Here is a 21,885-nt window from a genome sequence, read left to right as displayed (position 1 = left end):
ACCGTGGGGCACACGGGGATAGCTCGCTTATGCTGTAGCCATTAGGCTATTCGAACGAGAAGCCCTCACTTCTTAAGTGGTGGGAGTATGTCACGACTGCAATTAAGGAATACATTGACAAAGGGTATGACATTCGTTTAATTGATTCCAAATTAAACAGTTCTGCCGAAGGAATGATGGCTTTAAAAGCGGCTCAAATGGCCAATGCGGGTGACTCAATAGATGAAATTGTGACCCAGATAGAGTCAGAAGTACCAAGAACAGATATTTATGTGAGTTTGGATACACTTAAGTATGCAGTGAAAGGCGGACGGGTTCCAAATGTCCTCGGAAAATTTTTAATGCGGATTGGGGCCAAGGCCATTATGACCTTGAAACGGTCAGGAGAGGGAACAGCTTTTGGCCTCGCATTTTCCAGAAAACAATTGGATGCAAAAATAATGAAGCATGTTTCAAAAATTATGGCGACAGATGGCATTGAACGGTATTCGCTTGTCCATGCGGGAAACCCTAAATGTGCAGCAGAATATGCGGAACAATTCACACAAATCGTTGGAAAACCACCAGAGTATATTACGCCAATTTCGGCAATTACAACAATCCACTCTGGAATTGGATCGGTGGCGATTTCACTTGTAAGGGGGAAAGCGAATGTTAATTGAAGTTATTTGGCTTGTTTTTTGGTATTTTTTCACATTTTTTATAGCGGGAACGCTTTTAAAAAACAACAGTATTGTGGATTTTGGATGGGGAATTGGATTTGTTCTGATTGCAGTCTATTCAAATGTTGGAACTGGGAATACGAGTTTGCCGGCTCTGCTTACAACCCTACTTGTGTCGCTTTGGGGATTAAGACTTTTTTATCATATTTTTAGGCGGAATGTTGGGAAGCCTGAAGATTTTAGATATGCAAATTGGCGAAAAGAATGGGGAAAATGGGTTATTCCAAGAAGTTTTCTACAAGTTTACATGCTTCAAGGGTTTTTCATGCTTTTAATTGCGTTTCCAATCGTTTGGATTCATGAGAAAAGTGGGACATCCTTTAATGCTTTGACGGCTCTTGGCTTAGGGGTATGGATTTTGGGTTACTATTTTGAAGTTGTTGGAGATGCTCAACTTAAGAACTTCAAAAAAGACCCTGCCAATAAGGGAAAACTCATAACCACAGGTCTTTGGGCCTTAACCAGACATCCAAATTATTTTGGTGAAGCAACGATGTGGTGGGGCATTTTCATCATTGGTTTGTCTGTGGGGATTTCCTTTATTGCAATTATTAGCCCGTTGGCAATTACACTTTTGTTAAGGTTTGTTTCAGGGGTTCCGCTTTTGGAAAAAAGCATGCAGAAAAGGCCTGGATTTGAAGCCTATGCAGCAAAAACCAACGTGTTTATACCATGGATTCCTAAAAAGGGGGATTGAGGATGAAGAGTATTAGAACGCGGATTGTACTTTTGGTATTTTTAAACATCATCATTATATCGCTGATTATTGGGGTGGGGTCATTTTATATCATATACACCACCAATTCAGAACGAATTGATCAAATGGAAGCAGAGATGCGGCTTAATTACGACGTGAACATCAAACATCAAGTGGATATAATAACCAGTCAACTTGATGGCATAGCGAATCAAAGAGATGGTGGATTGATATCAAGTGCAGAGGCGCAAACCATTGCAGCAGATGTCATCCGGAATGCCCAATATGGTGAAACAGGGTATTTTTGGGTCGATACACTTGCGGGTGATAATGTGGTCCTTTTAGGAAACGAAGAGGTTGAAGGCACCAACAGATTGGCATTGACAGACCATTTTGGAACACCTATGGTGCAAAATTTCATTAATTTGGTTCAGGCAGAAGGGGCTGGCTATTCTGAATATTATTTTCCAAAACCTGGCGAAACAGAACCCCTTGCCAAAAGGGCTTATGTTAAACTCTATGAACCTTTTGGATGGGTAATTGGAACTGGAAATTACACAGACGATATTGATCTTAGAATTCAGGAAGAACGCGATAAAATGCAAGCAGAAATCAATAAGGCTTTTATTTTGCTTGTTACTATAATTGTGATCTCTTTGGGTATTGGCTCTCTTGTGTCCTATATTAGCAGTGCACGTATATCAAAACCAATTTTAAGTTTGTCTGAAGTTTTGGACAAAACTGCGAATTTGGACATTCGTAATGACGACTCTTATGACTATCTGCTTAAATATAAAGATGAAACGGGAATCATTACAAGAGCCGTTGCCAATTTGCGAGTGGTTTTAAGAGAAATGATTCAGGAAATGAAAGAGGATGCGGACCGGTTGGATCAGTCTTCAGTTGTACTTAGCGACGTTGTGTTTTCTGGACGTGAAGGCATTGATGCGGTAACCCATACGGTTTCAGATTTTGCCGGCGGTGCCCAAGAACAGGCTGAAGATGCTCAAGTAGCCTCTGAAAAAATGGTTGGACTTGCGAAAGCCATAGAGTTAACGGTTGAGGGGGCTGAAAAGTTAAAATCCTACACAGAAGCAGTTTCTCAAAGCAATGTGGAAGGCTTGACACAACTGAATGCCTTAAATCAAAAATTTGATGTGACGTCAAAAACAAATGATCAGTTAAATGAAAATGTTAACACGCTTACAGTGAAGTCTTCCTTGATTGTACAGATTACAAGTACAATTCATCAAATTGCCGAACAGACCAATTTGTTGGCACTTAATGCAGCCATTGAAGCGGCAAGAGCGGGTGAAGCGGGTAAAGGATTTGCTGTTGTTGCGGATGAGATTCGAAAATTAGCTGAAGAGACTTCAAAATCGACGACTCAGATTGATGGCATTATTAAAGAGATTTTAAATGAAATCAATAGCACTCAGACCAATATGGAACGTTCTACAACTGCCATTGATGAGTCCAATCAGGTTTTGGATTTGGTTCAGAAAGCTTTTGATGCTATTGAAAAAGCAATGGGACAGACCATTGGCAAATTAGAAGAAATTACAAGCAGTATTGATTCGGTTAATGTGAATAAAGACGATGTAACCTCTTCGATTCATGGTATATCTGCCATTACAGAAGAAAATGCCGCTGCAGCCGAAGAGATTGCAGCGACAATGGATACTCAAAATGAATTGATGAAACAAATTCAGGACAACTCACAAGATGTTAAGACAATCGCCAAGGATTTAGCCGACATCGTAATGCGGTTCAACACATGATTTTAAACGATTTTAGTGGTCCACTTTTCTAAATTCCAAATTTCAGTAACGATGTCGTTATAAAATTCGGGTTCGTGACTGATGAGCAGTATTGTGCCTTTGTAGGCTTGGAGCGCTCTTTTCAGTTCGGCTTTGGCATCTACATCTAGGTGGTTTGTTGGCTCATCCAAAATAAGGAAATTTGTTTCTTTATTGATGAGTTTACAAAGACGAACTTTTGCTTGCTCACCACCACTGAGGACCACGATTTTGCTTTCAATATGTTGATTGGTAAGGCCGCATTTTGCAAGTGCGGCTCTTACTTCGTACTGTGTGAATGCGGGAAAGGATTCCCAAACTTCTTCAATACAGGTTTTATAATTGGCATCTTTGATTTCTTGCTCAAAGTAGCCGGTGTATAAAAACTCACCGAGTTCTACTGTACCAGATAAACTTGGAATTTCGCCTAAGACGCTCCTTAACAAAGTGGTCTTACCCAGACCATTGGCACCTGTAATGGCAACTTTTTGATTCCGTTCTAGCCTTAGATTTAAAGGTCTGCAAAGGGCATCCTCATAGCCAATTACCAAATCTTTGACTTCAAAAATTAATTTTCCAGAGGTACGGGCTGTTTTAAAATTAAATTCAGGTTTTGGTTTCTCTTTAGAAAGCTCAATTCGATCCATTTTATTGAGTTTCTTTTGGCGGGACATGGCCATATTTCGCGTGGCAACCCGAGCTTTATTTCTAGCGACAAAATCTTCGAGGTCTGAAATTTCTTGTTGTTGTTGTCGATAGGCCGATTCAATTTGCTTTTGTTTGGCCTCAAATATCCGCATAAAATTATCGTAATCTCCAACGTATCGGCCCAGTTCTTGGTTGTGCATGTGATAGATAAGATTGACGACGCTGTTGAGAAATGGGATGTCATGTGAAATCAAAATAAAAGCATTTTCGTAATCTTGAAGGTACTTTCTGAGCCAGTCAATATGAACTTCATCTAGGTAGTTGGTTGGCTCATCTAGAAGTAAGATGTCGGGTTTTTCCAAAAGAAGTTTGGCCAAAAGGATTTTCGTTCTTTGGCCACCACTGAGGCTTTCTACAGGTTTTTCTAGGCCAATTTCAAGGAGCCCAAGACCTTTTGCAATGTCGTTCACTTTGGAATCAATGATGTAGAAATCATTGTGGTCTAAAATATCCTGGATGGTACCGACTTCTTCCATGAGGGTGTCCAGTTCTTCTTGAGAGACGTCTCCCATACGCATGTACATGTCATTCATTTCTGCTTCTAAATCAAATAGATATTTAAAGGCACTCTCTAGGACGTCTTTTATGGTACTGCCTTTTTCTAAAGCGGTATGCTGATCCAAATAGCCGACACGTACGCGCTTTGACCATTCGATGCTACCGTCGTCGGGTTCGAGTTTATGTGTTATGATGTTCATGAAAGTTGACTTGCCCTCGCCATTGGCACCAATCAGTCCAATGTGTTCGCCTTTGAGGAGTCTAAAGGAAACAGCATTGAAGATGGCCCGATCGCCAAAGCCGTGGCTTAAATTTTTTACAGTTAATATACTCATGTACTTTCCTTTCATTCTATGTTTAGATGTCATGTTATTATACCTTAAGGAAAGTTCAAAAATCAATACGAGGTGACTTTGTGTCTAAAGAAGAAAAAATTAAAATTTTATCCATTGAACCTATAAAGTCCCTTGACTACATCAAGGGGTATAAAATCTCATATTTAACGAAATCAGGTAAACCTAGTACTTGGGAGTTGGCATCACGCGGTAACTTGGCTAGGCTTGAAAATGAAATATATAGGGGCAAACGTTATACAGATGGTGCCATGATTTTCGCTGTGGACGCCGAAAAAGAAAAAGTCGTTTTGCTAAAAGAATTCAGGGTAAGTGCAGGTCGATATGTTTATTCGCTTCCAGCAGGACTCATGGACCCGGGAGAATCTATAGAAGAAACGGCCGTTCGTGAATTTAAGGAAGAAACCGGTATGGCGTTTAAACCGGTTTATACGGATCGATCGAGATATGTGTCTGTAGGTCTTGTAAATGAATGTGTTAACATTGTTTATGGCTACTATGAGGGCGAACCTTCCAGGGATTTTTTATCCGATCAAGAGGATGCAACGGCATTTGTTGTGGATCGAAACCAGGCAAAAAAATTACTGGACCATGAGGAAGTAACCGCAAGAACAGCTTATTTGATTCAGCATTTTTTTAAGTTAAATCCATTTTTAGATGGACAAGCGTAAAGGAGGGGTATTTTGGAAAAAATATTGATGACGGGGAACCAAGCGATTGCACGTGGTTTTTATGAAGCAGGGGGACATCTGGCAGCCAGTTATCCGGGATCTCCCACAGTGGAAATGGTAGAGACACTTAAGGCTGCATATCCAGATATTTATTCGGAATTTTCGCTAAATGAAAAAGTTGCCTTGGAAGTGGGGATTGGCGCGTCTTTTGCCGGTGCTAGAACCCTTGTGGCCATGAAACATGTGGGCGTAAATATTGCTGCTGATCCTTTAATGACATTTACCCAAACACGGATTAAAGGCGGATTTTTACTTATGTCAGGTGATGATCCTGGTATGGCAAGTTCACAAAATGAACAGGACAATCGACTATTTGCAAAATTTGCCAATATGCCGATTTTAGACCCATCCAATTCTCAGGAAGCTAAAGATATGGTGGGACTTGGTCTTGAGATTAGTGAAACCTATGAAACCCCTGTTATGCTTAGAATTACGTCGAGATTATGTCACAGCAGAAGTCTTGTTACGCTGGGTGAAAAGGTAAGTAAAGAAATCGAAGGGTTTAAAAGAGATGTTCAAAACTTTGGAATGATTCCACCCAATACATTTGACAAACAATATCACATGCAAAATCGGATTGATAAGCTTAAGGCAAACTTAAACCAATTCGGGATTAATACCCATTTTCCACATGAGGGGGCAGATGTCCTTATTGTAACGTCTGGAATTGTTTTTGAAAATGTAAAAGAGTTAAATCCTAGAGCTGGCATACTGAAACTTGGAATGGTTTGGCCTATTGATCCATCATGGCTTAAGGAAATAGCAAGTCATTATAACCGCATTGTTGTTATAGAGGAAATGATGCCATTCATAGAAAATGAGCTGAAGCTGGCCGGTATATCTTGTGAAGGGAAAAGTCTGTTTTCATTTACTGGCGAATTGGATGTTAAAGAAGTTTATGAGGGGCTTGCCAAAGTTGGTGTTGTGGACTCTATTGACCTTAATATAGTGGATTCTGGAGACGTTATGGGACGTTTGCCGATGTTTTGTGCAGGGTGTCCGCACCGACCTGTTTTCGATATACTCAAAAAGGCCAAACGCACTGTGATTGGAGATATTGGGTGCTATTCCATGGGCATTCTATACCCACTTGAGGTTTTGGATACAGTTATCAGTATGGGGGCATCTCTTGGCATTGTTAAAGGCATGACCAAGGCCCATAAAATTGCTGGCAAACAAGAACCGCTTGTGGCGGTAATTGGGGATGGAACGTTTTATCACTCTGGAATGACGGGGATGATGAATCTTTTGCACCAGTTGGAACCAGATGACAATATGACAGTTATTATTCTAAATAATGGCACAACTGCTATGACAGGCGGACAGCCCAATGCGAGTTCTAGTCCTTATGGTGATGGCAGTGATATGGCAGTTGATATGCCTAAGCTTCTTGAAGTGATGGGGATAACCAGAGTTCAGGTGGTAGACCAGTTCAACTATAAAGAGGCTAAGAAGGTTATTGAGGCTGAAATAAGCCATCCGGGCTTAGGTGTGGTTATAACAACACGTCCTTGCGCTTTAAAGTATAAAATCAAGTCACCTCACTTTTATGTGGATCCCGAAATCTGTATTGGGTGTCGAACTTGTGTGAAAACAAATTGTCCACCAATCCATATGAAAGCTTACGAAGGTATTGAAAAACTCAAATCGTCCATTGATCCGGCCATGTGCGTGGGCTGCTCTGTTTGCTCGCAAGTATGCCCAGTTGGTGCGATTAAACTGAGTAGTCTTCAAGAAAGGGGTGACCGTTAATGAATATTATTCTTGCAGGTGTAGGGGGACAAGGGCTTGTGTTAACGACAGATCTTATTTGTGAAGTCGCTCTTGAAGCTGGATATGATGTGAAAAGTAATGATGTGGTAGGACTTTCCCAAAGGGGTGGTAAAGTCTGGGGGAGTGTTAAATTTGACAAAAAGGTCCATTCGCCCAATATTCTTAAGGGAGATGCAGATTTATTACTTGCGCTGGAACCGTTAGAAGGTTTGAGATGGCAGGATTATTTAAAAAAAGGTGGAAAAGTTATGGTGAATACAGCTGAAGTTTATCCTGTGTTTGCCATAGCGGAAAAAATGCCCTACCCACATGATTTCTTAGAGCGATTTCGATCTGATTTGGTGGTTGAAGCACACGATGTACTTGCTGAAAGCATTCAAATTGGAACGCCTAAGATTGTCAATGTAGTCATGCTTGGCATGCTTGCTAAAAATTTAGACATCCCAGTGACAATTTGGAAAAAAGTCATTCAGGCTAAAGTGCCGGCTAAATTTTTAGGACAGAACATTAAAGGTTTTGATAGAGGGTATCAAGGTTTTTAGAAAAACAAGATGTTCCGAAAAAATAACAAGTCTTTTTTGAGATGTATGTTATAATGAAGTGTTTGAAAGACTTAGCGTCATATGGGTGCCTCGGTTTACGATGGCACCCGTTTAGATATAACATGAAAGGATTTATTGAATGGAAAAAATGCAATTTAGTGAACTTAATTGCTCAAAAGAAATTTTGAGAGCTGTTGAAGATATGGGCTTTGAAGAAGCAACGCCTATACAAGCAATGGCAATTCCCGTAGCACTTGAGGGAAAGGACCTTGTAGGACAGGCGCAAACTGGAACTGGCAAGACGGCAGCATTTGGAATACCAATGCTTGAGAACATCGATTTGAATTTGAAAGGGGTTCAGGGGTTGGTACTTTGTCCAACACGTGAATTGGCGGTTCAAATTGCAGAAGAGGTTAACCGTATTGCAAAATACAAGAAAGATCTGCACATTCTGCCTATTTTTGGTGGGCAAGACATTGAACGTCAAATTAGAGGACTTAGAAAAGGTGTTCATATTGTCATTGGTACACCAGGTAGAGTTTTAGATCACTTGAGACGCAGAACTTTGAAATTAGATGCGCTTAAAATGCTGATTTTAGACGAAGCAGATGAAATGCTCAACATGGGTTTCAGAGAGGATATTGAATTGGTAATGGGCCAAGTTGGTCATGAAATTCAAACAATGTTGTTTTCGGCAACGATGCCCAAAGAAATATTAAATATCATCAACACCTATCAAAATAATCCTGAAATCCTCAAGGTGGCACACAAGGAACTTACAACGCCAAATATTAAACAGGTTTATCTTGAAATGAAAGATAAGGATAAGGTAGAAATACTCTCCAGAGTTCTGGATGTTTATAATTATAAATTGTCCATTGTGTTCTGTAACACAAAAAAACGCGTTGATGATTTGACAGATATGCTTCAAGCACGTGGCTATATGTGTGATAAAATTCATGGGGATATGAAGCAAACGCTTCGTATGAACGTTATCAATAAATTTAAGCGTGGCGATATCGAAATTTTGGTTGCGACAGATGTAGCGGCACGTGGTCTTGATATTGATAATGTAGAGGCCGTGTTTAATTACGACATGCCAAGTCATGAAGAATATTATGTTCATCGAATTGGTCGAACTGGTAGGGCTGGTAAAGAAGGTGTCTCTTATACGTTCATTACTTCAAGGGACTATCACTTGCTTCGCAACATTTCAAGATATACAAAATCAGAAATTAAACCACATCCAATTCCAAAAATTGCAGACATCGAAACTGTGAAGCGCAATGCTTTTTGGGAACGCGTTAAGGAAAAAATTGAATCTGGTTTAGACCGAAAGTATGTGGATTTGATTGAAGAACTTTCAGATGAGTTTACTGTCATTGAAATTGCAGCAGCGCTTTTCCAGATGGAGTTGGAGCAGGAAGCAAAAAATGAAATTGACAGTGTGGACAACAATCGAAAGTATGTTGTGCGTGGTGAAAAGAAAAAAGTGGAAGTTAAGCACAAGGGACAGAAGTCCAGATCACAAGGCAATATGGTTAGGCTTCATATGAACGTGGGCAACAAGCAAGGCGTAAAACCACGTGATATTGTTGGTGCTATTGCAAATGAGGCTTCCATAGATGGAAAGGCAATTGGAAATGTTGAAATATTTGATACATTTACTTTTGTAGAAATTCCGGACAGCCAAGTGAAGCGTGTTTTAGACCGCATGGATCAAAGAATGATCAAGGGTAAGCCGGTTTCTTTGGAAGTGGCTAAAGACAAGGTAAAATCAAGATCAAAATCTCAAGGACGCGAAAAGCGCAGACCTAGAGGTTAACTGTATAAGAGCTGTTGTTCGCCTAACATTTTAAAATGTTAAGTGGGCAACAGCTCTTTTTATTGAATGGCTTGGTAATAGGTTTTGATTTGCCAGTTATTTTGATTGAGATTTAAGTGGAGAAGTTTATCGACTGTGACCAGTTCGTAGCCTGCTTGCCTTAAGTCTTCGATTAAGGGCGCAATGGCCTGAGTTGTACTGGACGAATTATCATGCAGCCTTACAATGGCACCGTCAAAAGCATGGTCCATAATATAGGAGACTAAAAATTCTGAATCATTGTAAAGCAAATCTTGTGCGTCTATTGACCATAAAATAACGGGCATGTTCACAACCTCTAAAAAGTCATCCCCAAGTGCACCAAAAGGTGGTCTTATAAGTTTTGGCACTGCACCAGAGTACCTTGCAATGTAATTTTGTGCCCGATTGACTTGATTTAGAATGTCATTTTTTGAAAGTCTGTTTAATAGAGGGTGTGAATAAGTCATATTGCCAATGGTATGTCCCTCATCGTGAATGCGTTTTGCAATCGCTTCATAATCTGATACCCGGTTTCCAAGCAGGAAAAATGTGGCCTTTGCATCAGCAGCCTTTAGGGTATCCAAGATAATGGGTGTGTAGATGGGGTGTGGTCCTAAATCAAAAGTTAGGGCTATTTTTTTTGAGTTTTTTGGGTCCGTGTCTGTTTCTGAACTGCCGACACTTGGTATTTCAATAACGCCTGATGGAACAGGTTCAATTTGATTTTCGTTTTGTTCCAGTTGGCGTTTTAAGTTTTCTTCTAAAGAGACATACGCACTAAGTGTCTCATAGGGAATTGTGACAACTGGAGCCCCTAAAAAAGCGGGCCCTAATTGATATTTGTTGAAATAAAGCGTGATTTTTTCTGAGTCAAAGGTAAATGTGGTAAAATTCTTTTCTTGTGGGGATAACCCACCTTTAACCCAGTTGATATCCACAGAGTTTGGTAAAACTTCATCACTTACCAACATATTGTATGTGATGTCTGATAAAATGACCAAATGGGCAGACGTTCCCGTAAAGAAATCTTCTAAAGACAGAAGTGTATCGGTTGTCAGATCAAAATTATATGAGAAAAGTGTTGTGGCAATTTGTGCGTCGCCAAGATCTTTGGATTCTTTAAATAAAATAGAGACATGGGCATCCGTCTTATAAGCGTATTCATATTCCAAATGTAGATTAAAATGATGATTTTTAGTGTTGAGCTCTGAAATCTCCTGATTAAAGAGCATTTCACGATTGGTTATGAAATTGTAAAGCATGGTATCCACTTCAGCATGGCCCAAGGCTGGGTAGTGTGCGGTAATTGTATAGTTGTCTCCAGAGTCCACATGTGTCTGAATACCAATGGATTCAGGCTTGTAAATAGAATTTTGCCCTTCTTCATTATTGACTTCAGGATGTGGTGCAGTCTTATAAAGCGGTCTGCAACCGGATGTCAATAGCACTATAATTAGGAGGATAGGCGCGATTCTTTTCATGGGTTATCCTTTCTTTTCAACCTTGATGATGGCAACTTTTAAATAATTGCTGTATTCATAATGTCGGTTGGTTCTAAAATCTTGAGGCAGTTGGTGGAGTTCCAAAATTTCAAACCTTGCATCTGCGAGATTGAATCCCCGCCCTATAATCTGCTTGAATTTTTTAAGGTCAATTGTGGACGTATTATTTGAAGCAATAATAATGCCTTTATTTGGCGTGAGCTCAATGGCATTTTTCAAGAGTTCTGGGTAGTCCTTTGATGCGCTGAATGTAAATTCTTTAGATTTTGCAAAGCTTGGGGGATCTAAAATAACCACATCGAATTTTTTGTGTGCCTTGATGGCTTTTTTAAAATAAAGAAAAACATCTTCTACTAAGATTTCATGTTTGTCTGTATCGATACCATTGGCTTCAAAGTTGCGTTTCGTTTTTTCATAGCTTCGAGTGGCAAGATCAACACTGGTGGTTTGCTTTGCCCCACCTAAAGCAGCGAAAACTGAAAAAGCACCTGTATAAGAAAATGTGTTGAGGACAGTCTTGCCTTTTGCATACTTGTCCCTAAGTGACTTTCTGACTTCGCGTTGGTCAATAAAGAAACCGGTCATACCACCTTCGGTCAAATAGGCGTTGAGGTTCACACCATTTTCACGTACAATCAGGGGGTCAATTGTTGGACTTCCAGCGACAAGCAGTGATTCAGAGTCCATGTGTTGATCCTCTTCATAGCGCGTTTTTTCGTATATAGCATCGTACTCCACGCTGGTTTTTAAAGCTTCTACAATTTGAGCATTAAAGGCATAAATCCCTTTGCTGTAATAGGAAATTAAATAAGTGCCATTATAGAAATCAATTTGTAAGCCTCCAATACCATCGCCTTCACCGTTGAAGACCCTAAAAGCATTTGTTTTGGGATTGTTAAAGAGTCTAAGACGTTTTTCAAGCGCCTGGTAAATTTTACGTTTAAAAAATGTTAAATTAATTGGCGTTTTTTCAGTTTTAGTTAAGACCCAGCCAATGCCTTTGTTCTGGATGCCATAGTAGGCAGTGCCTAGAAACTTACGGTGTTCATCCACAAGTTTTAGAAGTGTTCCCTCTGGTATTGCTTCAGAATCTAGAACATGATTGCCCATTATCGCTTCTTTGAAAAGCAAGGGATAGCCCTGCTTGTATTTGTCTGCATATTTTGCGTGTATAATCAATGTTTGCATAAGTGCTCCTTTCAAGCTTAATCCTAGTTTTAGGAATATGGTTAATTATATTATAAAGCATCGATTAAAACAATTGTTTGTGTTAGAATGTGAAGTATAAATGAGGGGGTCAATATGATTCAGCCTGAACGGATTCATAAAATGAAAACCGGGACGCGAAATTCCGGGACGCATGTGGTATATTGGATGCAGGCAGCTCAACGTGTTGAAAACAACCATGCCTTGGCATTTGCCATTGAACTTGCCAATCAGAAGCAGGTCGGTTTAATTGTGGCAATGGTTTTAATGCCTGCTTATCCAAGCGCCAACACAAGACATTATAGGTTTATGATAGAAGGATTGTCCTATTTGAAGTCACAGTTACAGGGACTGGGTGCTCTTTTTCATGTTGCTTATGGAGAGGCTACAGATGTTGTGGCCACAGTGACGGAAGATGCCTGCGCTTTGGTTATGGATGATGTGATGGGTGCGGAACTTGGGCATCTTAAAAAAGAAGTGGTTGGCCATGTGACGTGCGATGCTTACTATATTGAAACCAATGTGATTGTACCTGTAAAGCACGCCTATCTTAAAGAAGCTTATGCAGCCTATGCCATACGAAATGCCCTCAATCGTAAGTTGGATGCCTTTGCAATTCCTTTTCAAACAACTCCAGTTGCGCGTCCAATCCCTAACACGCATCATGAAATTTTTCGTGAGGATTGGGCTGTAAATGAGATTTTAAAAACCCATTATGGGCATTTGGAAATTCTCAATGGCCCTGTCACTGTTATTGGGGGAGAGGACCAGGCAAATATACTTTTAAAGGCATTTGTTGAAACGCACTTAACATCCTATGGCGAGGCGTCCAATAATCCAGGATTAGATGCAACCTCAAAACTTAGTGCCTATTTGCACTTTGGTATGATTTCGCCTATTACAATTTTAGAAGCGGTTAGGAAAGCCAATGTGCCTTCAGGTGCTTTTGTAGAACAACTTTTTGTTAGACGGGAACTGGCTTATAATTATGTTAGATACAATCCAAACTATAAAAAAGATTTATTTCAAGTTCTACCGGACTGGGCGATTCAGCAATTGAAGTCACACGGAAAAGATGTGAGACCTTATGTCTATTCGCCTTCAGAGATTGAGTCGGCGCAGACCCATGACCCTTATTGGAATGCTGCCCAAAAAGAAATGGTCAAATCTGGCTTTATGCACAATACCATGCGGATGTATTGGGGGAAAAAAATCATTGAGTGGACCCCGTCTTATGAAGCCGCATTTGACCTCATGATTTATCTCAATGACAAATATCTGTTGGATGGCCGTGATCCAAATGGGTATGCAGGAATTGCTTGGTGCTTTGGTAAGCATGACAGACCTTTTTCTGAAAGACCTATTTTTGGTAAAATTCGTTACATGAACGATAAAGGTTTGAAACGCAAATACGATATGGAAAGTTATATTAAAAGGGTAGAAGCACTAGGAGGTCAAGATGATACTTTATCAAGTGGCTGATTTAAAAAAAGGTTTATTTGTTGAAAGACCAAATCGATATTTGGCAAAAGTATCCGTGGATGGGTGTGAAGAACTGGTTCATGTACACGACCCTGGCCGGCTAAAAGAACTTTTATACAAAGGTAATGTCTGCCTAATCAGATACGCAGCGGGACCTAAACGGAAAACAGAATGGGATATGGTTGCGGCTCGAAAGGGTACTGAATATGTGTTGGTACACTCGGGGTATCATCGGTATATCTCAGAAGCTTTAATTCAAAATCCGGAAATTAGCCCATTTGGAAAAATTCAATCTCTACGGGCTGAAGTGACAAACGGAGACTCTCGATTGGATTATAAACTAATAGGTGAAGCGGGTAGGCCAATTTGGGTAGAAGTTAAGGGCTGTTCACTCTCTGTAGCGGGGGTAGCAAAGTTTCCGGATGCACCCACTGTGCGTGGAACTCGGCATTTAAGAAGCTTGATGGCCATTAAAGCATCTGGTGAACGCGCTGCTGCGCTTATAATAGTTTTAAGTGAAGCAGATGTATTTGAGCCTAACTGGGAAACGGACCCTGAATTTTCCCGAACATTTTATGAAGCGCTTGACTCTGGTGTGGAGATTATACCGGTTCAAGTTTTGTTTAATGCGGAAAAAGGAACTTTTAATTATATTAAACGATTGCCAATAACACGACCATCAAAATAAAGGAGACTAAAAGATGAGCAGTATTTTGTTGTATTTGATTCTGCTGCTGGCAGGTGGCTTTTTAAGTTATAAAGGTCTTGTCCCCAAAAAACTTTACCACCGTTTGGATGTGGTCCAAATGATTTGTTTGTTTGCACTTTTGTTTACAATGGGACTAAGGATTGGAATGGATGATGCGGTTATAGGTGCATTTGCTGAAATAGGGATGCATGCAACTTTATACGCTGTTTTTACAGTTGCAGGCAGTATCATCTTTGTTTACATGTTTAGAAAGGGATGGATGCGAATGAGAGGTGGGAAAAAAGCATGACATTAAAAATAATACTTGCAGTGATTATTGGAACAGTGGTGGGACTTTTTGTGCCTGAATCTTATTATGGTGTTACAGACCATATGCTGTCCATAGGTTTAAGTTTATTGCTCTTTTTTGTTGGTATGGATATCGGAAAAAATAAAAATGTTTTAAAAGATATAAAAAAATCAGGGGCCATGTTTTTTATTGTCCCTTTAGGCGTTGTTGCTGGGAGTTTGATTGGCGCTATTTTGGCTGGATTTTTGCTTTCAGATCCGGTGAATGAGTCAGGCGCTATAGGGGCAGGCCTTGGATGGTACACACTTTCATCTATTATTATCGCCCCTTATTCATCCGAACTGTCCGTGCTGGCTTTTTTAACCAATGTAATTCGTGAAATTATTGCCATTGCAGCAATTCCACTTGTGGCTAAATATATAGGGTTTGTAGAGGCGATTGCACCATCTGGCGCAACGGCTATGGATACCACGCTTCCAATTGTATCTAAAAATACAAATGCTGAAACTGCGATTTTGTCGTTTTCAACGGGTCTTATATTGACTATGATTGTCCCAGTTTTGGTACCACTGTTCTTGTTTCGCCCATAAAAAAACTTCCAACTTCGTCTACTGGTTTAGACTGGGTTGGAAGTTTTTTTGCCTATAAGGTTTCTAAAAATTGAAGTGCTGCATCATAATCCGGATGAGAGCCCACTTCTGGGACATATTCTACGTAGCGGACAGTATCTTCTGCATCAATGATGAGGATGCCACGTGCTAGCAATCGGTGCTCTTTCATAATAAAACCGTATTTTTGTCCAAAATCCAAATCTTTGTAATCTGATACCACGATGGCGTTTTCAATTGAATTGGCAACGCAAAATCTTTTTTGTGCAAAAGGTAGATCTACACTTATGGTAAGCACCACAACATCGGGGCGTTTTGTAGCTTCTTCGTTAAACCGTATGGTTTGAAATTCACAAATTCTTGTGTCCACTGAGGGCACAACACTTATAATTTTAATTTTCTTGCCCAAACTGGAAAAGTCAAAAGGGGATAAGTCCTTATTCACAGCTTTGAAATTAGGCGCTTGATCACCTACTTTTATGGTGTTTCCTTCAAGCGTCACTGGCGATCCGCCAAAAGTTACCTGTGTATTCATTTCAATTACCTCCATTTTTAAAGTTCACGATATTCATACCCTTCACTTCCAGGTTAAAACGGTGTATCATAAAAGGAGATCAATTATAACGCATTTGAGAGGGGAAAAAGTGAATTCAATAGATGTAAAGTATAAAAAGGTGATTGACTTAGCAAAAGAAATTGGCAGTTATCAAAAATCGAAATTTAGAAATTTGTCGTTACAGGTGATGACCAAAAGTTCATCAGTAGACCTTGTAACTGAAGTGGATATGTATTGTGATCAATTGATTGTAAACAAGCTTAAAGAATGGTTTCCAGAAGATCATATATTGTCTGAAGAACAAGGGCTTCAAATGAAAAATGGCGCCAAATACACTTGGATTATTGACCCTTTGGATGGGACTACAAATTTTTCGGTAGGCCATCCTATATTTGCAGTATCCATAGCCAGATGGCAAGATGAAACGCCAGAGTTTGGAGTCGTTTATGTGCCGATGGTGGATGAACTTTTTGTAGCTGAGCGCAACAAAGGCGCTTTTCACAATGACAAACCTATGGTGTGTTCACAGGCTGTTTCATTGTCAACATGTGTGCTGGGAACAGGATTTCCCTATGACCGTGCAACCGCGCGAAATAACAACAGTGAAAATGTACAACGTATGATTTCTAAAGTAAAAGGAATCCGGAGGTTAGGTGCTGCAGCCTACGATTTATGTTTAGTGGCTGGCGGAATTTTAGATGCCTATTGGGAGTTGAGACTAGGCAAATGGGATTTGGGTGCTGGCATGTTAATGGTTCTGGAAAGTGGCGGCTCATTTCATAGCGTTGAAACAGGTGGAAAATACAATGTCATCTGTGGGGCTCCAGAAATTTGTGAACGTATTGCCCAAGAAGTAGATATGGAGAATTGATTATGGAAGAAACCGTACTTATTGTGATGGGGAGTCATCGTCAAGCAGGATACAGTGGAAAAACGGTGGCTTATTTGGAGGCTCTCCTGAATGAACACGCCATAAGGACAGTGGTTGTAGATGTTAATGGGTTAAAAATAGACCATTGCATAGATTGTGGCTACTGCTCTAAAAATAAAGGCCAGTGTGTTTTTACAGATGATATGGATGAAATATATAAGCTGTTAAAGGATATAAATCACATGGTAGTTGTATCGCCAGTGTATTTCAATGGTATTGGCAGCAGACTGAAGACTTTAGTTGATCGGTGTCAAATGATATTCATGAGTGAATTTGCCTTTAAGACACCTTATCCCAAATGTATAAATCAAGCGTTGAAGGGTGGCTATTTAATTTCTTTTGGTGGGGCAAATGCCTACGAGAATCAATTTATAGGCAATGAAGCGACAATTGGCCTACTGATGCGAAATCTTAAGATGCCCCTTAAAAGTCACTTGAAATATGCAGGGACTGACCATTGGGAAAAAGAACGTTTGCCAGATGCTGTAACAGAAGATATTCAAGCGATTGTGAAACATATTTTAAAGAGGTGATCCTATGCATAAGGAATTCAGATTGGCTTTGATTCAAATGAAAGTAATGGAAACAAAAGAGGCGTCTGTAGACCGTGCAGTTTTAAATGTTGCACGTGTATCGGAGAAAGGCGCAGAGGTGGTGGTGCTCCCAGAAATGTTTAATTGCCCCTATGAGACACATTTGTTTAGCGATTATGCAGAAGAAGAGGGTGGATACACCTGGCAAAAACTCAGTGAAGCAGCTGAACGCAATAAGGTATACTTAATTGGTGGCTCAATCCCTGAACGCGAAGAAGACCGACTCTACAATACGTCTTATATCTTTGACCCAAAAGGAAAGTGTATTGGGAAACACAGAAAAATCCATATGCTGGATATTGACATTGTCAATGGCCAGTATTTTAGAGAGTCAGATGCGCTTTCGGCTGGGGAAACACCCACAATTGTAGAGACTGAATTTGGTAAGATTGGGGTTGCAATTTGTTATGATATCCGGTTTCCCGAACTGTCACGCTATATGGTTTCCAAAGGGGCAGGTGTGCTAATTTTCCCAGCAGCTTTTAACATGACCACGGGGCCGGCCCATTGGGAACTGCTTTTAAGAAGCCGGGCTGTGGACAATCAAGTTTACACAGTGGGATGTGCACCGGCAAGAGACTATGATCTAGGCTATATCTCATATGGGCACTCTATGGTGGTGAATCCATGGGGTGATGTTATTGGGGAGTTGAATGAGGATGAAGGGTATTTGGTTGGACAGATTGATCTGGAAGCCGAACAAACCATACGGGATCAATTGCCTCTTTTGAAGCACTTGAAAAAAGAGAAATACACCCTTTAAAAAAATAGACGCCCTATACAAATAGGGCGCTTTCATCAATCAAGGAAACAGAAGTCGGGAGCTGATAGATAACATCTTTTCGTTCGACGATAATAGTGGCTTTTTTAGAGAGTGTTTCACTATTTTTGATATGCATTAAGAGCTCTTTTGCAGGGTTGATTGCAACGGGATTGCCCACGCGACATAACATAGAAAAATCCCCGTTGGTATCGCCATATGCGTAGCTTTTATCGAGGTCAATGTCAAAAGCCTTGACAAAGCCATCAATGGCTTTATTTTTGTTGACGGAGTCCCACATAGGGGATACCTCTCCAGTAAAGCAGCCATGGGCGTCTACAAGATAGCCAGTCCCTCTGTAGCCATCAATTTCATATTTTGAAGCCATTTTAGAAACCAGAAAATCTGGACTGCCTGATATAAAAAAGACCTTGTGTCCCTGACTTTTGTGCCATAAGATTTGGCTCCGGGTATATTTATAGACAATATCCCCATGTAGAGCAATCACTTGATTGGATATGAATTCAAGATCGGAGGCTTTGCGTCCCTTTAGGGCGTCATAGTACAGATTTACAAGTTCAAGCATATAATCTTCGTATTCACCAACGCGTTTGCGCCATTCTGTGAATGAATCTTTAACACCGAGATGCCACACGCCTGGATCGATGACTTCATACTTAACAAGTTTTTTAAAATGTTCGATCATGAGGGAATTTCGATAAAGTGTTCCATCAATGTCTAAAAATGCAGCAATATTCATAAATGAATTCTCCTATTCGTTTAATGATTGGAATGAATGTACCACAAAAACGCAAGCAAAACAAGAGCTAGACTCAAGATTAGTGGAAGTCGCACTTAGAATGGAGGAAAATATGGAATCCGTTATAGAAATAAAAGATTTAAAAATGAGGTATGACACAGCCGGTGACTATGTCCTTAAAGGCATTGATTTGAATATTTTTCCGGGACAAATTATTGGTTATATTGGCCCAAATGGTGCTGGAAAGAGCACGACAGTAAAAATTATGCTTGGAATGATTGACACGTACGAAGGTGCGGTTAAAATTTTAGGGAAAGACATTAAGGAAGAGTCCGTGGCCTATAAACGCCATATTGGTTATGTTCCTGAAGTGGCCACTTTATATGACAGTTTATCGGGTGCAGAGTACTTGCAGTTTATTGGAGAATTGTATCAAATGGATCCAGAAACTCTAACTCAAAAAGCAGAAGCTCTTTTTGATCTGTTTGGCATTAAGACGGCTTATTATAATCGAATCTCCTCTTATTCAAAGGGTATGAAGCAAAAATTGCTGATTATTTCAAGTTTAATTCATAACCCAGATATTTTGTTCTTTGATGAACCGATTAGTGGTTTAGATGCCAATAGTGTAATGGTCTTTAAAGAAATTTTACGAAAATTGGCTGAAAAAGGGAAGACGATTTTTTACTCGTCACATATTATGGAAGTGGTTGAAAAAATAAGCGACCGTATAATTGTTCTAAATGATGGGGTTGTTGTTGCTGATGGCAATTTTGAGACTTTGAGTCAAAATAGAAAAGACCATTCTCTCCAAGAAATTTTTAATCAATTAACAGGATTTGATACCCATGCTCAAATTGCAGAGTCATTTGTTCGGACGTTAATGGATGAGGAGGTGACTGTTTGAAATCAAATTTTCTACTCCTTAAAATTATAAAACCCATGAAGCCTTTTTTTAGGAAGTCAGCTGTAGATTTTGATCAAATGGTTCACATCTTGAATCTTAAATTAACTTTGGATGACCGAAAGACTAATTTGCCAAACGAGGGTGGCAATTCAAAAAAATTAACTGGCTTCAAGTCAAACTTACTCATGCTTGCTTTCCTTGGTTTTTTTATGGGGATGATTATGACAATGCCATTTGATTTGTTCCTTAAGATGGCAATTATTGCATCAATGGATCTGTTCTTTATGGTAATGTATATGGTGACAGATTTTTCAAACGTTCTTTTGGATTTAAGAGACAAACAGATTATCATGACACGGCCTGTAAACAGTGAAACGTTGAATACGGCAAAAATAATTCATATTATTTATTACATGATTGCCATGTTTTTTTCTTTAAATGCAGCGGCCATAGTTTTTGGTGTTGGCGCTTATGGCATTCGAATACTCGGTGCTTTTTTAGTTATGATGGTAACTTTGTCACTGCTTGTGGTTTTTGCCACGACAATTTTATACACAGTTTTACTGGCATTTTTTAGTGGAGAAAAGTTGAAAGATGTACTAAATGTCTTTCAAATCGCCGTGACAATTTTCACCATTGTTATTTATCAGGTTTTAGCACGTGTTTTTGAGTTCACAGCCTTGGAAGTGACGGTATCTGTAGACTGGTGGACTTATTTGTTGGCACCAGCGTGGTTTGCAGGGCTTTTTAAGGTAATTGTTGAAGGTGGCAATTATGGATGGTTTGCAGTTTTGGCCCTCATTGTTCCCTTTGGACTTGGGGCTCTGTTAAAAAGTTTTATTTTACCAAAATTCGAATTTTACCTTGGCAAACTCCAAATTGAAGAAGGGTTACGTGCGCAAAGGCGGTCGAAATTCAAAACACGACTTTATGGCCTTTTGGCTTTTAATCAAACGGAACGCGCGTTTATGTGGTTTGCAGACTCGAATTTAAAAAGAGATCGTAAATTGAAGCGTATGATCTATCCCAATCAAGCAATGGCAATGATATTTCCTTTGATTATGATGTATTCTGTACTGGAAACATCTGGGTCATTGACCGAGGGATTGGCTGGCCTTAAAGGCAGTTTTCAGTATATGACTTTATATTTGTCAACTCTATTTTTGACGACTAACTTTGAGTTGGTTCAATTTAGTGAAACGCATGAAGCGGCTTTTATTTATGACAGTTTTCCAATTGACAATAAAAATTTGATTTTAACTGGGGCGTCAAAAGCCTACTTAATTAAATACGAATTGCCAATTATGGCTGTAATGGGGTTTTTGATGCTTGTTCTTATGGGGTGGCCGGCATTGCCGGGTGTTATTGTAATTGAAGCTGCTGCCTTGTTTTTAATGGGTATAAAACTGAATATGGGAAAAATGAACCTGCCGTTTTCCAAAGAGATGGTCCCTGGTGGGAATAAAAAAATTGGAGAAACCTTTGTTTTTATGGCGATTATTGGCGGATTGTGGGCAATTCATTATTTTTTGATTCAGAATCAAATTGTATGGAGCGTTCTCGCAACATGTGCCTATTTGGTCTTGGGTTTTTTCTTGTTTCGAAAAGCAAGACTGGTCAATGTCCAGTAAATGTTGTAAAATATGAGCATGAGTCGATATAAAGGAGGGTATATGTCAGATCAAACTTTGAAAGTTCAAATTGAACAGGACCTTGAAACACTTCCGTTTTCTGAAGAGACTATATTTAAGGCAATTGCAGAAAATTTAGACCGAATTTCTACAGATTCGGATGAAGCTTGTCTTTTGGTAACAGGCCCGATGGCTATGATTTTATATTCTGAAGGCGATAAAATTGTCGTGGAACAAGTTATGCGCTCTGATCAGATTAAGTAGCACGCATAAGACAGTCAA

The 21,885-nt window shown here is 39.7% G+C and carries 22 protein-coding genes; 17 read left to right on the top strand and 5 right to left on the bottom strand.

The features are described from left to right. The first annotated feature begins 101 nt into the window (after positions 1 to 101). Genes JOC49_RS08005 through JOC49_RS07995 form a run of 3 tightly spaced genes read left to right on the top strand, consistent with a single transcriptional unit; the run spans position 102 to position 3,200 of the window. Positions 102 to 662 carry a DegV family protein gene (locus tag JOC49_RS08005; RefSeq protein ID WP_341534668.1) on the top strand — a complete coding sequence of 187 codons (561 nt, stop codon included), beginning with the start codon at positions 102 to 104 and terminating at the stop codon, positions 660 to 662. After that, positions 652 to 1,419, top strand: a complete 768-nt coding sequence (locus JOC49_RS08000; protein WP_204664131.1) for a DUF1295 domain-containing protein — start codon at positions 652 to 654, stop codon at positions 1,417 to 1,419. The genes JOC49_RS08005 and JOC49_RS08000 overlap by 11 nt, the downstream gene beginning before the upstream one ends. A gap of 2 nt (positions 1,420 to 1,421) precedes the next feature. After that, positions 1,422 to 3,200 carry a methyl-accepting chemotaxis protein gene (locus JOC49_RS07995; protein ID WP_204664129.1) on the top strand — a complete coding sequence of 593 codons (1,779 nt, stop codon included), beginning with the start codon at positions 1,422 to 1,424 and terminating at the stop codon, positions 3,198 to 3,200. Between the two features lie 2 nt (positions 3,201 to 3,202). Here JOC49_RS07995 and abc-f read toward each other — a convergent pair whose 3' ends face one another. After that, positions 3,203 to 4,759: a ribosomal protection-like ABC-F family protein gene (gene abc-f / locus JOC49_RS07990; RefSeq protein ID WP_204664140.1), complete on the bottom strand. Its 1,557-nt coding sequence runs from the start codon at positions 4,757 to 4,759 to the stop codon at positions 3,203 to 3,205. An 80-nt stretch (positions 4,760 to 4,839) separates the two neighbouring features. Between abc-f and JOC49_RS07985 the strand changes: the two genes are divergently transcribed. From JOC49_RS07985 to JOC49_RS07970, 4 genes are all read left to right on the top strand, one after another. Next, on the top strand, positions 4,840 to 5,448 hold the full coding sequence (locus JOC49_RS07985) for an NUDIX domain-containing protein (RefSeq protein WP_204664127.1): 609 nt from the start codon (positions 4,840 to 4,842) through the stop codon (positions 5,446 to 5,448). 12 nt (positions 5,449 to 5,460) lie between these two features. Next, entirely contained in the window at positions 5,461 to 7,260 is a 1,800-nt protein-coding gene (locus JOC49_RS07980; protein ID WP_341534667.1) for a thiamine pyrophosphate-dependent enzyme, read from the top strand. Then, positions 7,260 to 7,823 carry an indolepyruvate oxidoreductase subunit beta gene (locus tag JOC49_RS07975; RefSeq protein WP_204664125.1) on the top strand — a complete coding sequence of 188 codons (564 nt, stop codon included), beginning with the start codon at positions 7,260 to 7,262 and terminating at the stop codon, positions 7,821 to 7,823. Before JOC49_RS07980 ends, JOC49_RS07975 begins: the two co-directional genes overlap by 1 nt. Positions 7,824 to 7,962: 139 nt before the next feature. Continuing rightward, positions 7,963 to 9,648 (top strand): DEAD/DEAH box helicase, encoded by a 1,686-nt coding sequence (locus JOC49_RS07970; protein WP_204664123.1) that lies wholly within the window; start codon positions 7,963 to 7,965, stop codon positions 9,646 to 9,648. Between the two features lie 59 nt (positions 9,649 to 9,707). Here the strand turns inward: JOC49_RS07970 and JOC49_RS07965 are convergent, their stop codons facing one another. Both JOC49_RS07965 and JOC49_RS07960 read right to left on the bottom strand, forming a co-directional pair. Then, positions 9,708 to 11,150 carry a polysaccharide deacetylase family protein gene (locus JOC49_RS07965; protein WP_204664121.1) on the bottom strand — a complete coding sequence of 481 codons (1,443 nt, stop codon included), beginning with the start codon at positions 11,148 to 11,150 and terminating at the stop codon, positions 9,708 to 9,710. Positions 11,151 to 11,153: 3 nt separating this feature from the next. Then, a complete protein-coding gene (locus JOC49_RS07960; RefSeq protein ID WP_204664119.1) occupies positions 11,154 to 12,359 on the bottom strand; it encodes a class I SAM-dependent rRNA methyltransferase in 1,206 nt (401 codons plus the stop codon). A 114-nt stretch (positions 12,360 to 12,473) separates the two neighbouring features. Between JOC49_RS07960 and JOC49_RS07955 the strand changes: the two genes are divergently transcribed. Genes JOC49_RS07955 through JOC49_RS07940 form a run of 4 tightly spaced genes read left to right on the top strand, consistent with a single transcriptional unit; the run spans position 12,474 to position 15,447 of the window. Further along, positions 12,474 to 13,859 carry a deoxyribodipyrimidine photo-lyase gene (locus JOC49_RS07955; RefSeq protein ID WP_204664117.1) on the top strand — a complete coding sequence of 462 codons (1,386 nt, stop codon included), beginning with the start codon at positions 12,474 to 12,476 and terminating at the stop codon, positions 13,857 to 13,859. Then, on the top strand, positions 13,837 to 14,547 hold the full coding sequence (gene sfsA, locus JOC49_RS07950; protein WP_204664115.1) for a DNA/RNA nuclease SfsA: 711 nt from the start codon (positions 13,837 to 13,839) through the stop codon (positions 14,545 to 14,547). The genes JOC49_RS07955 and sfsA overlap by 23 nt, the downstream gene beginning before the upstream one ends. Positions 14,548 to 14,560: 13 nt before the next feature. Then, entirely contained in the window at positions 14,561 to 14,857 is a 297-nt protein-coding gene (locus JOC49_RS07945) for a LysO family transporter (protein WP_204664113.1), read from the top strand. Further along, on the top strand, positions 14,854 to 15,447 hold the full coding sequence (locus JOC49_RS07940) for a LysO family transporter (protein WP_204664111.1): 594 nt from the start codon (positions 14,854 to 14,856) through the stop codon (positions 15,445 to 15,447). The genes JOC49_RS07945 and JOC49_RS07940 overlap by 4 nt, the downstream gene beginning before the upstream one ends. A gap of 52 nt (positions 15,448 to 15,499) precedes the next feature. Here the strand turns inward: JOC49_RS07940 and tpx are convergent, their stop codons facing one another. Further along, positions 15,500 to 16,000: a thiol peroxidase gene (tpx, locus tag JOC49_RS07935; protein WP_204664109.1), complete on the bottom strand. Its 501-nt coding sequence runs from the start codon at positions 15,998 to 16,000 to the stop codon at positions 15,500 to 15,502. 109 nt (positions 16,001 to 16,109) lie between these two features. Between tpx and JOC49_RS07930 the strand changes: the two genes are divergently transcribed. Genes JOC49_RS07930 through JOC49_RS07920 form a run of 3 tightly spaced genes read left to right on the top strand, consistent with a single transcriptional unit; the run spans position 16,110 to position 18,308 of the window. Continuing rightward, on the top strand, positions 16,110 to 16,892 hold the full coding sequence (locus JOC49_RS07930) for an inositol monophosphatase family protein (RefSeq protein ID WP_204664107.1): 783 nt from the start codon (positions 16,110 to 16,112) through the stop codon (positions 16,890 to 16,892). A 2-nt stretch (positions 16,893 to 16,894) separates the two neighbouring features. After that, a complete protein-coding gene (locus JOC49_RS07925) occupies positions 16,895 to 17,485 on the top strand; it encodes a flavodoxin family protein (protein WP_204664105.1) in 591 nt (196 codons plus the stop codon). Positions 17,486 to 17,489: 4 nt separating this feature from the next. After that, positions 17,490 to 18,308 (top strand): carbon-nitrogen hydrolase family protein, encoded by an 819-nt coding sequence (locus JOC49_RS07920; RefSeq protein ID WP_204664103.1) that lies wholly within the window; start codon positions 17,490 to 17,492, stop codon positions 18,306 to 18,308. 13 nt (positions 18,309 to 18,321) lie between these two features. On the opposite strand, the gene JOC49_RS07915 is transcribed toward JOC49_RS07920, so the two are convergent. Further along, the gene (locus JOC49_RS07915) at positions 18,322 to 19,065 is read right to left on the bottom strand and encodes an HAD-IB family hydrolase (RefSeq protein WP_204664101.1); all 744 of its coding nucleotides are present in this window, start codon (positions 19,063 to 19,065) and stop codon (positions 18,322 to 18,324) included. A 100-nt stretch (positions 19,066 to 19,165) separates the two neighbouring features. On the opposite strand from JOC49_RS07915, the gene JOC49_RS07910 reads away from it, so the two are divergent. Genes JOC49_RS07910 through JOC49_RS07900 form a run of 3 tightly spaced genes read left to right on the top strand, consistent with a single transcriptional unit; the run spans position 19,166 to position 21,867 of the window. Further along, entirely contained in the window at positions 19,166 to 19,972 is an 807-nt protein-coding gene (locus JOC49_RS07910; protein WP_204664137.1) for an ABC transporter ATP-binding protein, read from the top strand. Continuing rightward, the gene (locus JOC49_RS07905) at positions 19,969 to 21,603 is read left to right on the top strand and encodes a hypothetical protein (protein WP_204664099.1); all 1,635 of its coding nucleotides are present in this window, start codon (positions 19,969 to 19,971) and stop codon (positions 21,601 to 21,603) included. The genes JOC49_RS07910 and JOC49_RS07905 overlap by 4 nt, the downstream gene beginning before the upstream one ends. Before the next feature lie 42 nt (positions 21,604 to 21,645). Further along, positions 21,646 to 21,867: a hypothetical protein gene (locus tag JOC49_RS07900; protein ID WP_204664098.1), complete on the top strand. Its 222-nt coding sequence runs from the start codon at positions 21,646 to 21,648 to the stop codon at positions 21,865 to 21,867. Positions 21,868 to 21,885 lie beyond the last annotated feature (18 nt).

Origin of the sequence: Fusibacter tunisiensis (assembly GCF_016908355.1) — a bacterium.
Classification (GTDB): domain Bacteria; phylum Bacillota; class Clostridia; order Peptostreptococcales; family Acidaminobacteraceae; genus Fusibacter_D; species Fusibacter_D tunisiensis.
The sequence above is the reverse complement of the archived record's forward strand: the minus strand, read 5'-3'. Positions and strand labels throughout refer to the sequence as shown.

What these genes read in the sequence shown, in the direction of transcription:
- JOC49_RS07965 (WP_204664121.1), bottom strand. Translation starts at nt 11,150, where the DNA reads ATGAAAAGAATCGCGCCTATCCTCCTAATTATAGTGCTATTGACATCC.
- JOC49_RS07900 (WP_204664098.1), top strand. Translation starts at nt 21,646, where the DNA reads ATGTCAGATCAAACTTTGAAAGTTCAAATTGAACAGGACCTTGAAACA.
- JOC49_RS08000 (WP_204664131.1), top strand. Translation starts at nt 652, where the DNA reads ATGTTAATTGAAGTTATTTGGCTTGTTTTTTGGTATTTTTTCACATTT.
- JOC49_RS07970 (WP_204664123.1), top strand. Translation starts at nt 7,963, where the DNA reads ATGGAAAAAATGCAATTTAGTGAACTTAATTGCTCAAAAGAAATTTTG.
- JOC49_RS07910 (WP_204664137.1), top strand. Translation starts at nt 19,166, where the DNA reads ATGGAGGAAAATATGGAATCCGTTATAGAAATAAAAGATTTAAAAATG.
- JOC49_RS07975 (WP_204664125.1), top strand. Translation starts at nt 7,260, where the DNA reads ATGAATATTATTCTTGCAGGTGTAGGGGGACAAGGGCTTGTGTTAACG.
- JOC49_RS07945 (WP_204664113.1), top strand. Translation starts at nt 14,561, where the DNA reads ATGAGCAGTATTTTGTTGTATTTGATTCTGCTGCTGGCAGGTGGCTTT.
- abc-f (WP_204664140.1), bottom strand. Translation starts at nt 4,759, where the DNA reads ATGAGTATATTAACTGTAAAAAATTTAAGCCACGGCTTTGGCGATCGG.
- JOC49_RS07920 (WP_204664103.1), top strand. Translation starts at nt 17,490, where the DNA reads ATGCATAAGGAATTCAGATTGGCTTTGATTCAAATGAAAGTAATGGAA.
- JOC49_RS07960 (WP_204664119.1), bottom strand. Translation starts at nt 12,359, where the DNA reads ATGCAAACATTGATTATACACGCAAAATATGCAGACAAATACAAGCAG.
- sfsA (WP_204664115.1), top strand. Translation starts at nt 13,837, where the DNA reads ATGATACTTTATCAAGTGGCTGATTTAAAAAAAGGTTTATTTGTTGAA.
- JOC49_RS07915 (WP_204664101.1), bottom strand. Translation starts at nt 19,065, where the DNA reads ATGAATATTGCTGCATTTTTAGACATTGATGGAACACTTTATCGAAAT.
- tpx (WP_204664109.1), bottom strand. Translation starts at nt 16,000, where the DNA reads ATGAATACACAGGTAACTTTTGGCGGATCGCCAGTGACGCTTGAAGGA.
- JOC49_RS07995 (WP_204664129.1), top strand. Translation starts at nt 1,422, where the DNA reads ATGAAGAGTATTAGAACGCGGATTGTACTTTTGGTATTTTTAAACATC.
- JOC49_RS07925 (WP_204664105.1), top strand. Translation starts at nt 16,895, where the DNA reads ATGGAAGAAACCGTACTTATTGTGATGGGGAGTCATCGTCAAGCAGGA.
- JOC49_RS07955 (WP_204664117.1), top strand. Translation starts at nt 12,474, where the DNA reads ATGATTCAGCCTGAACGGATTCATAAAATGAAAACCGGGACGCGAAAT.
- JOC49_RS07940 (WP_204664111.1), top strand. Translation starts at nt 14,854, where the DNA reads ATGACATTAAAAATAATACTTGCAGTGATTATTGGAACAGTGGTGGGA.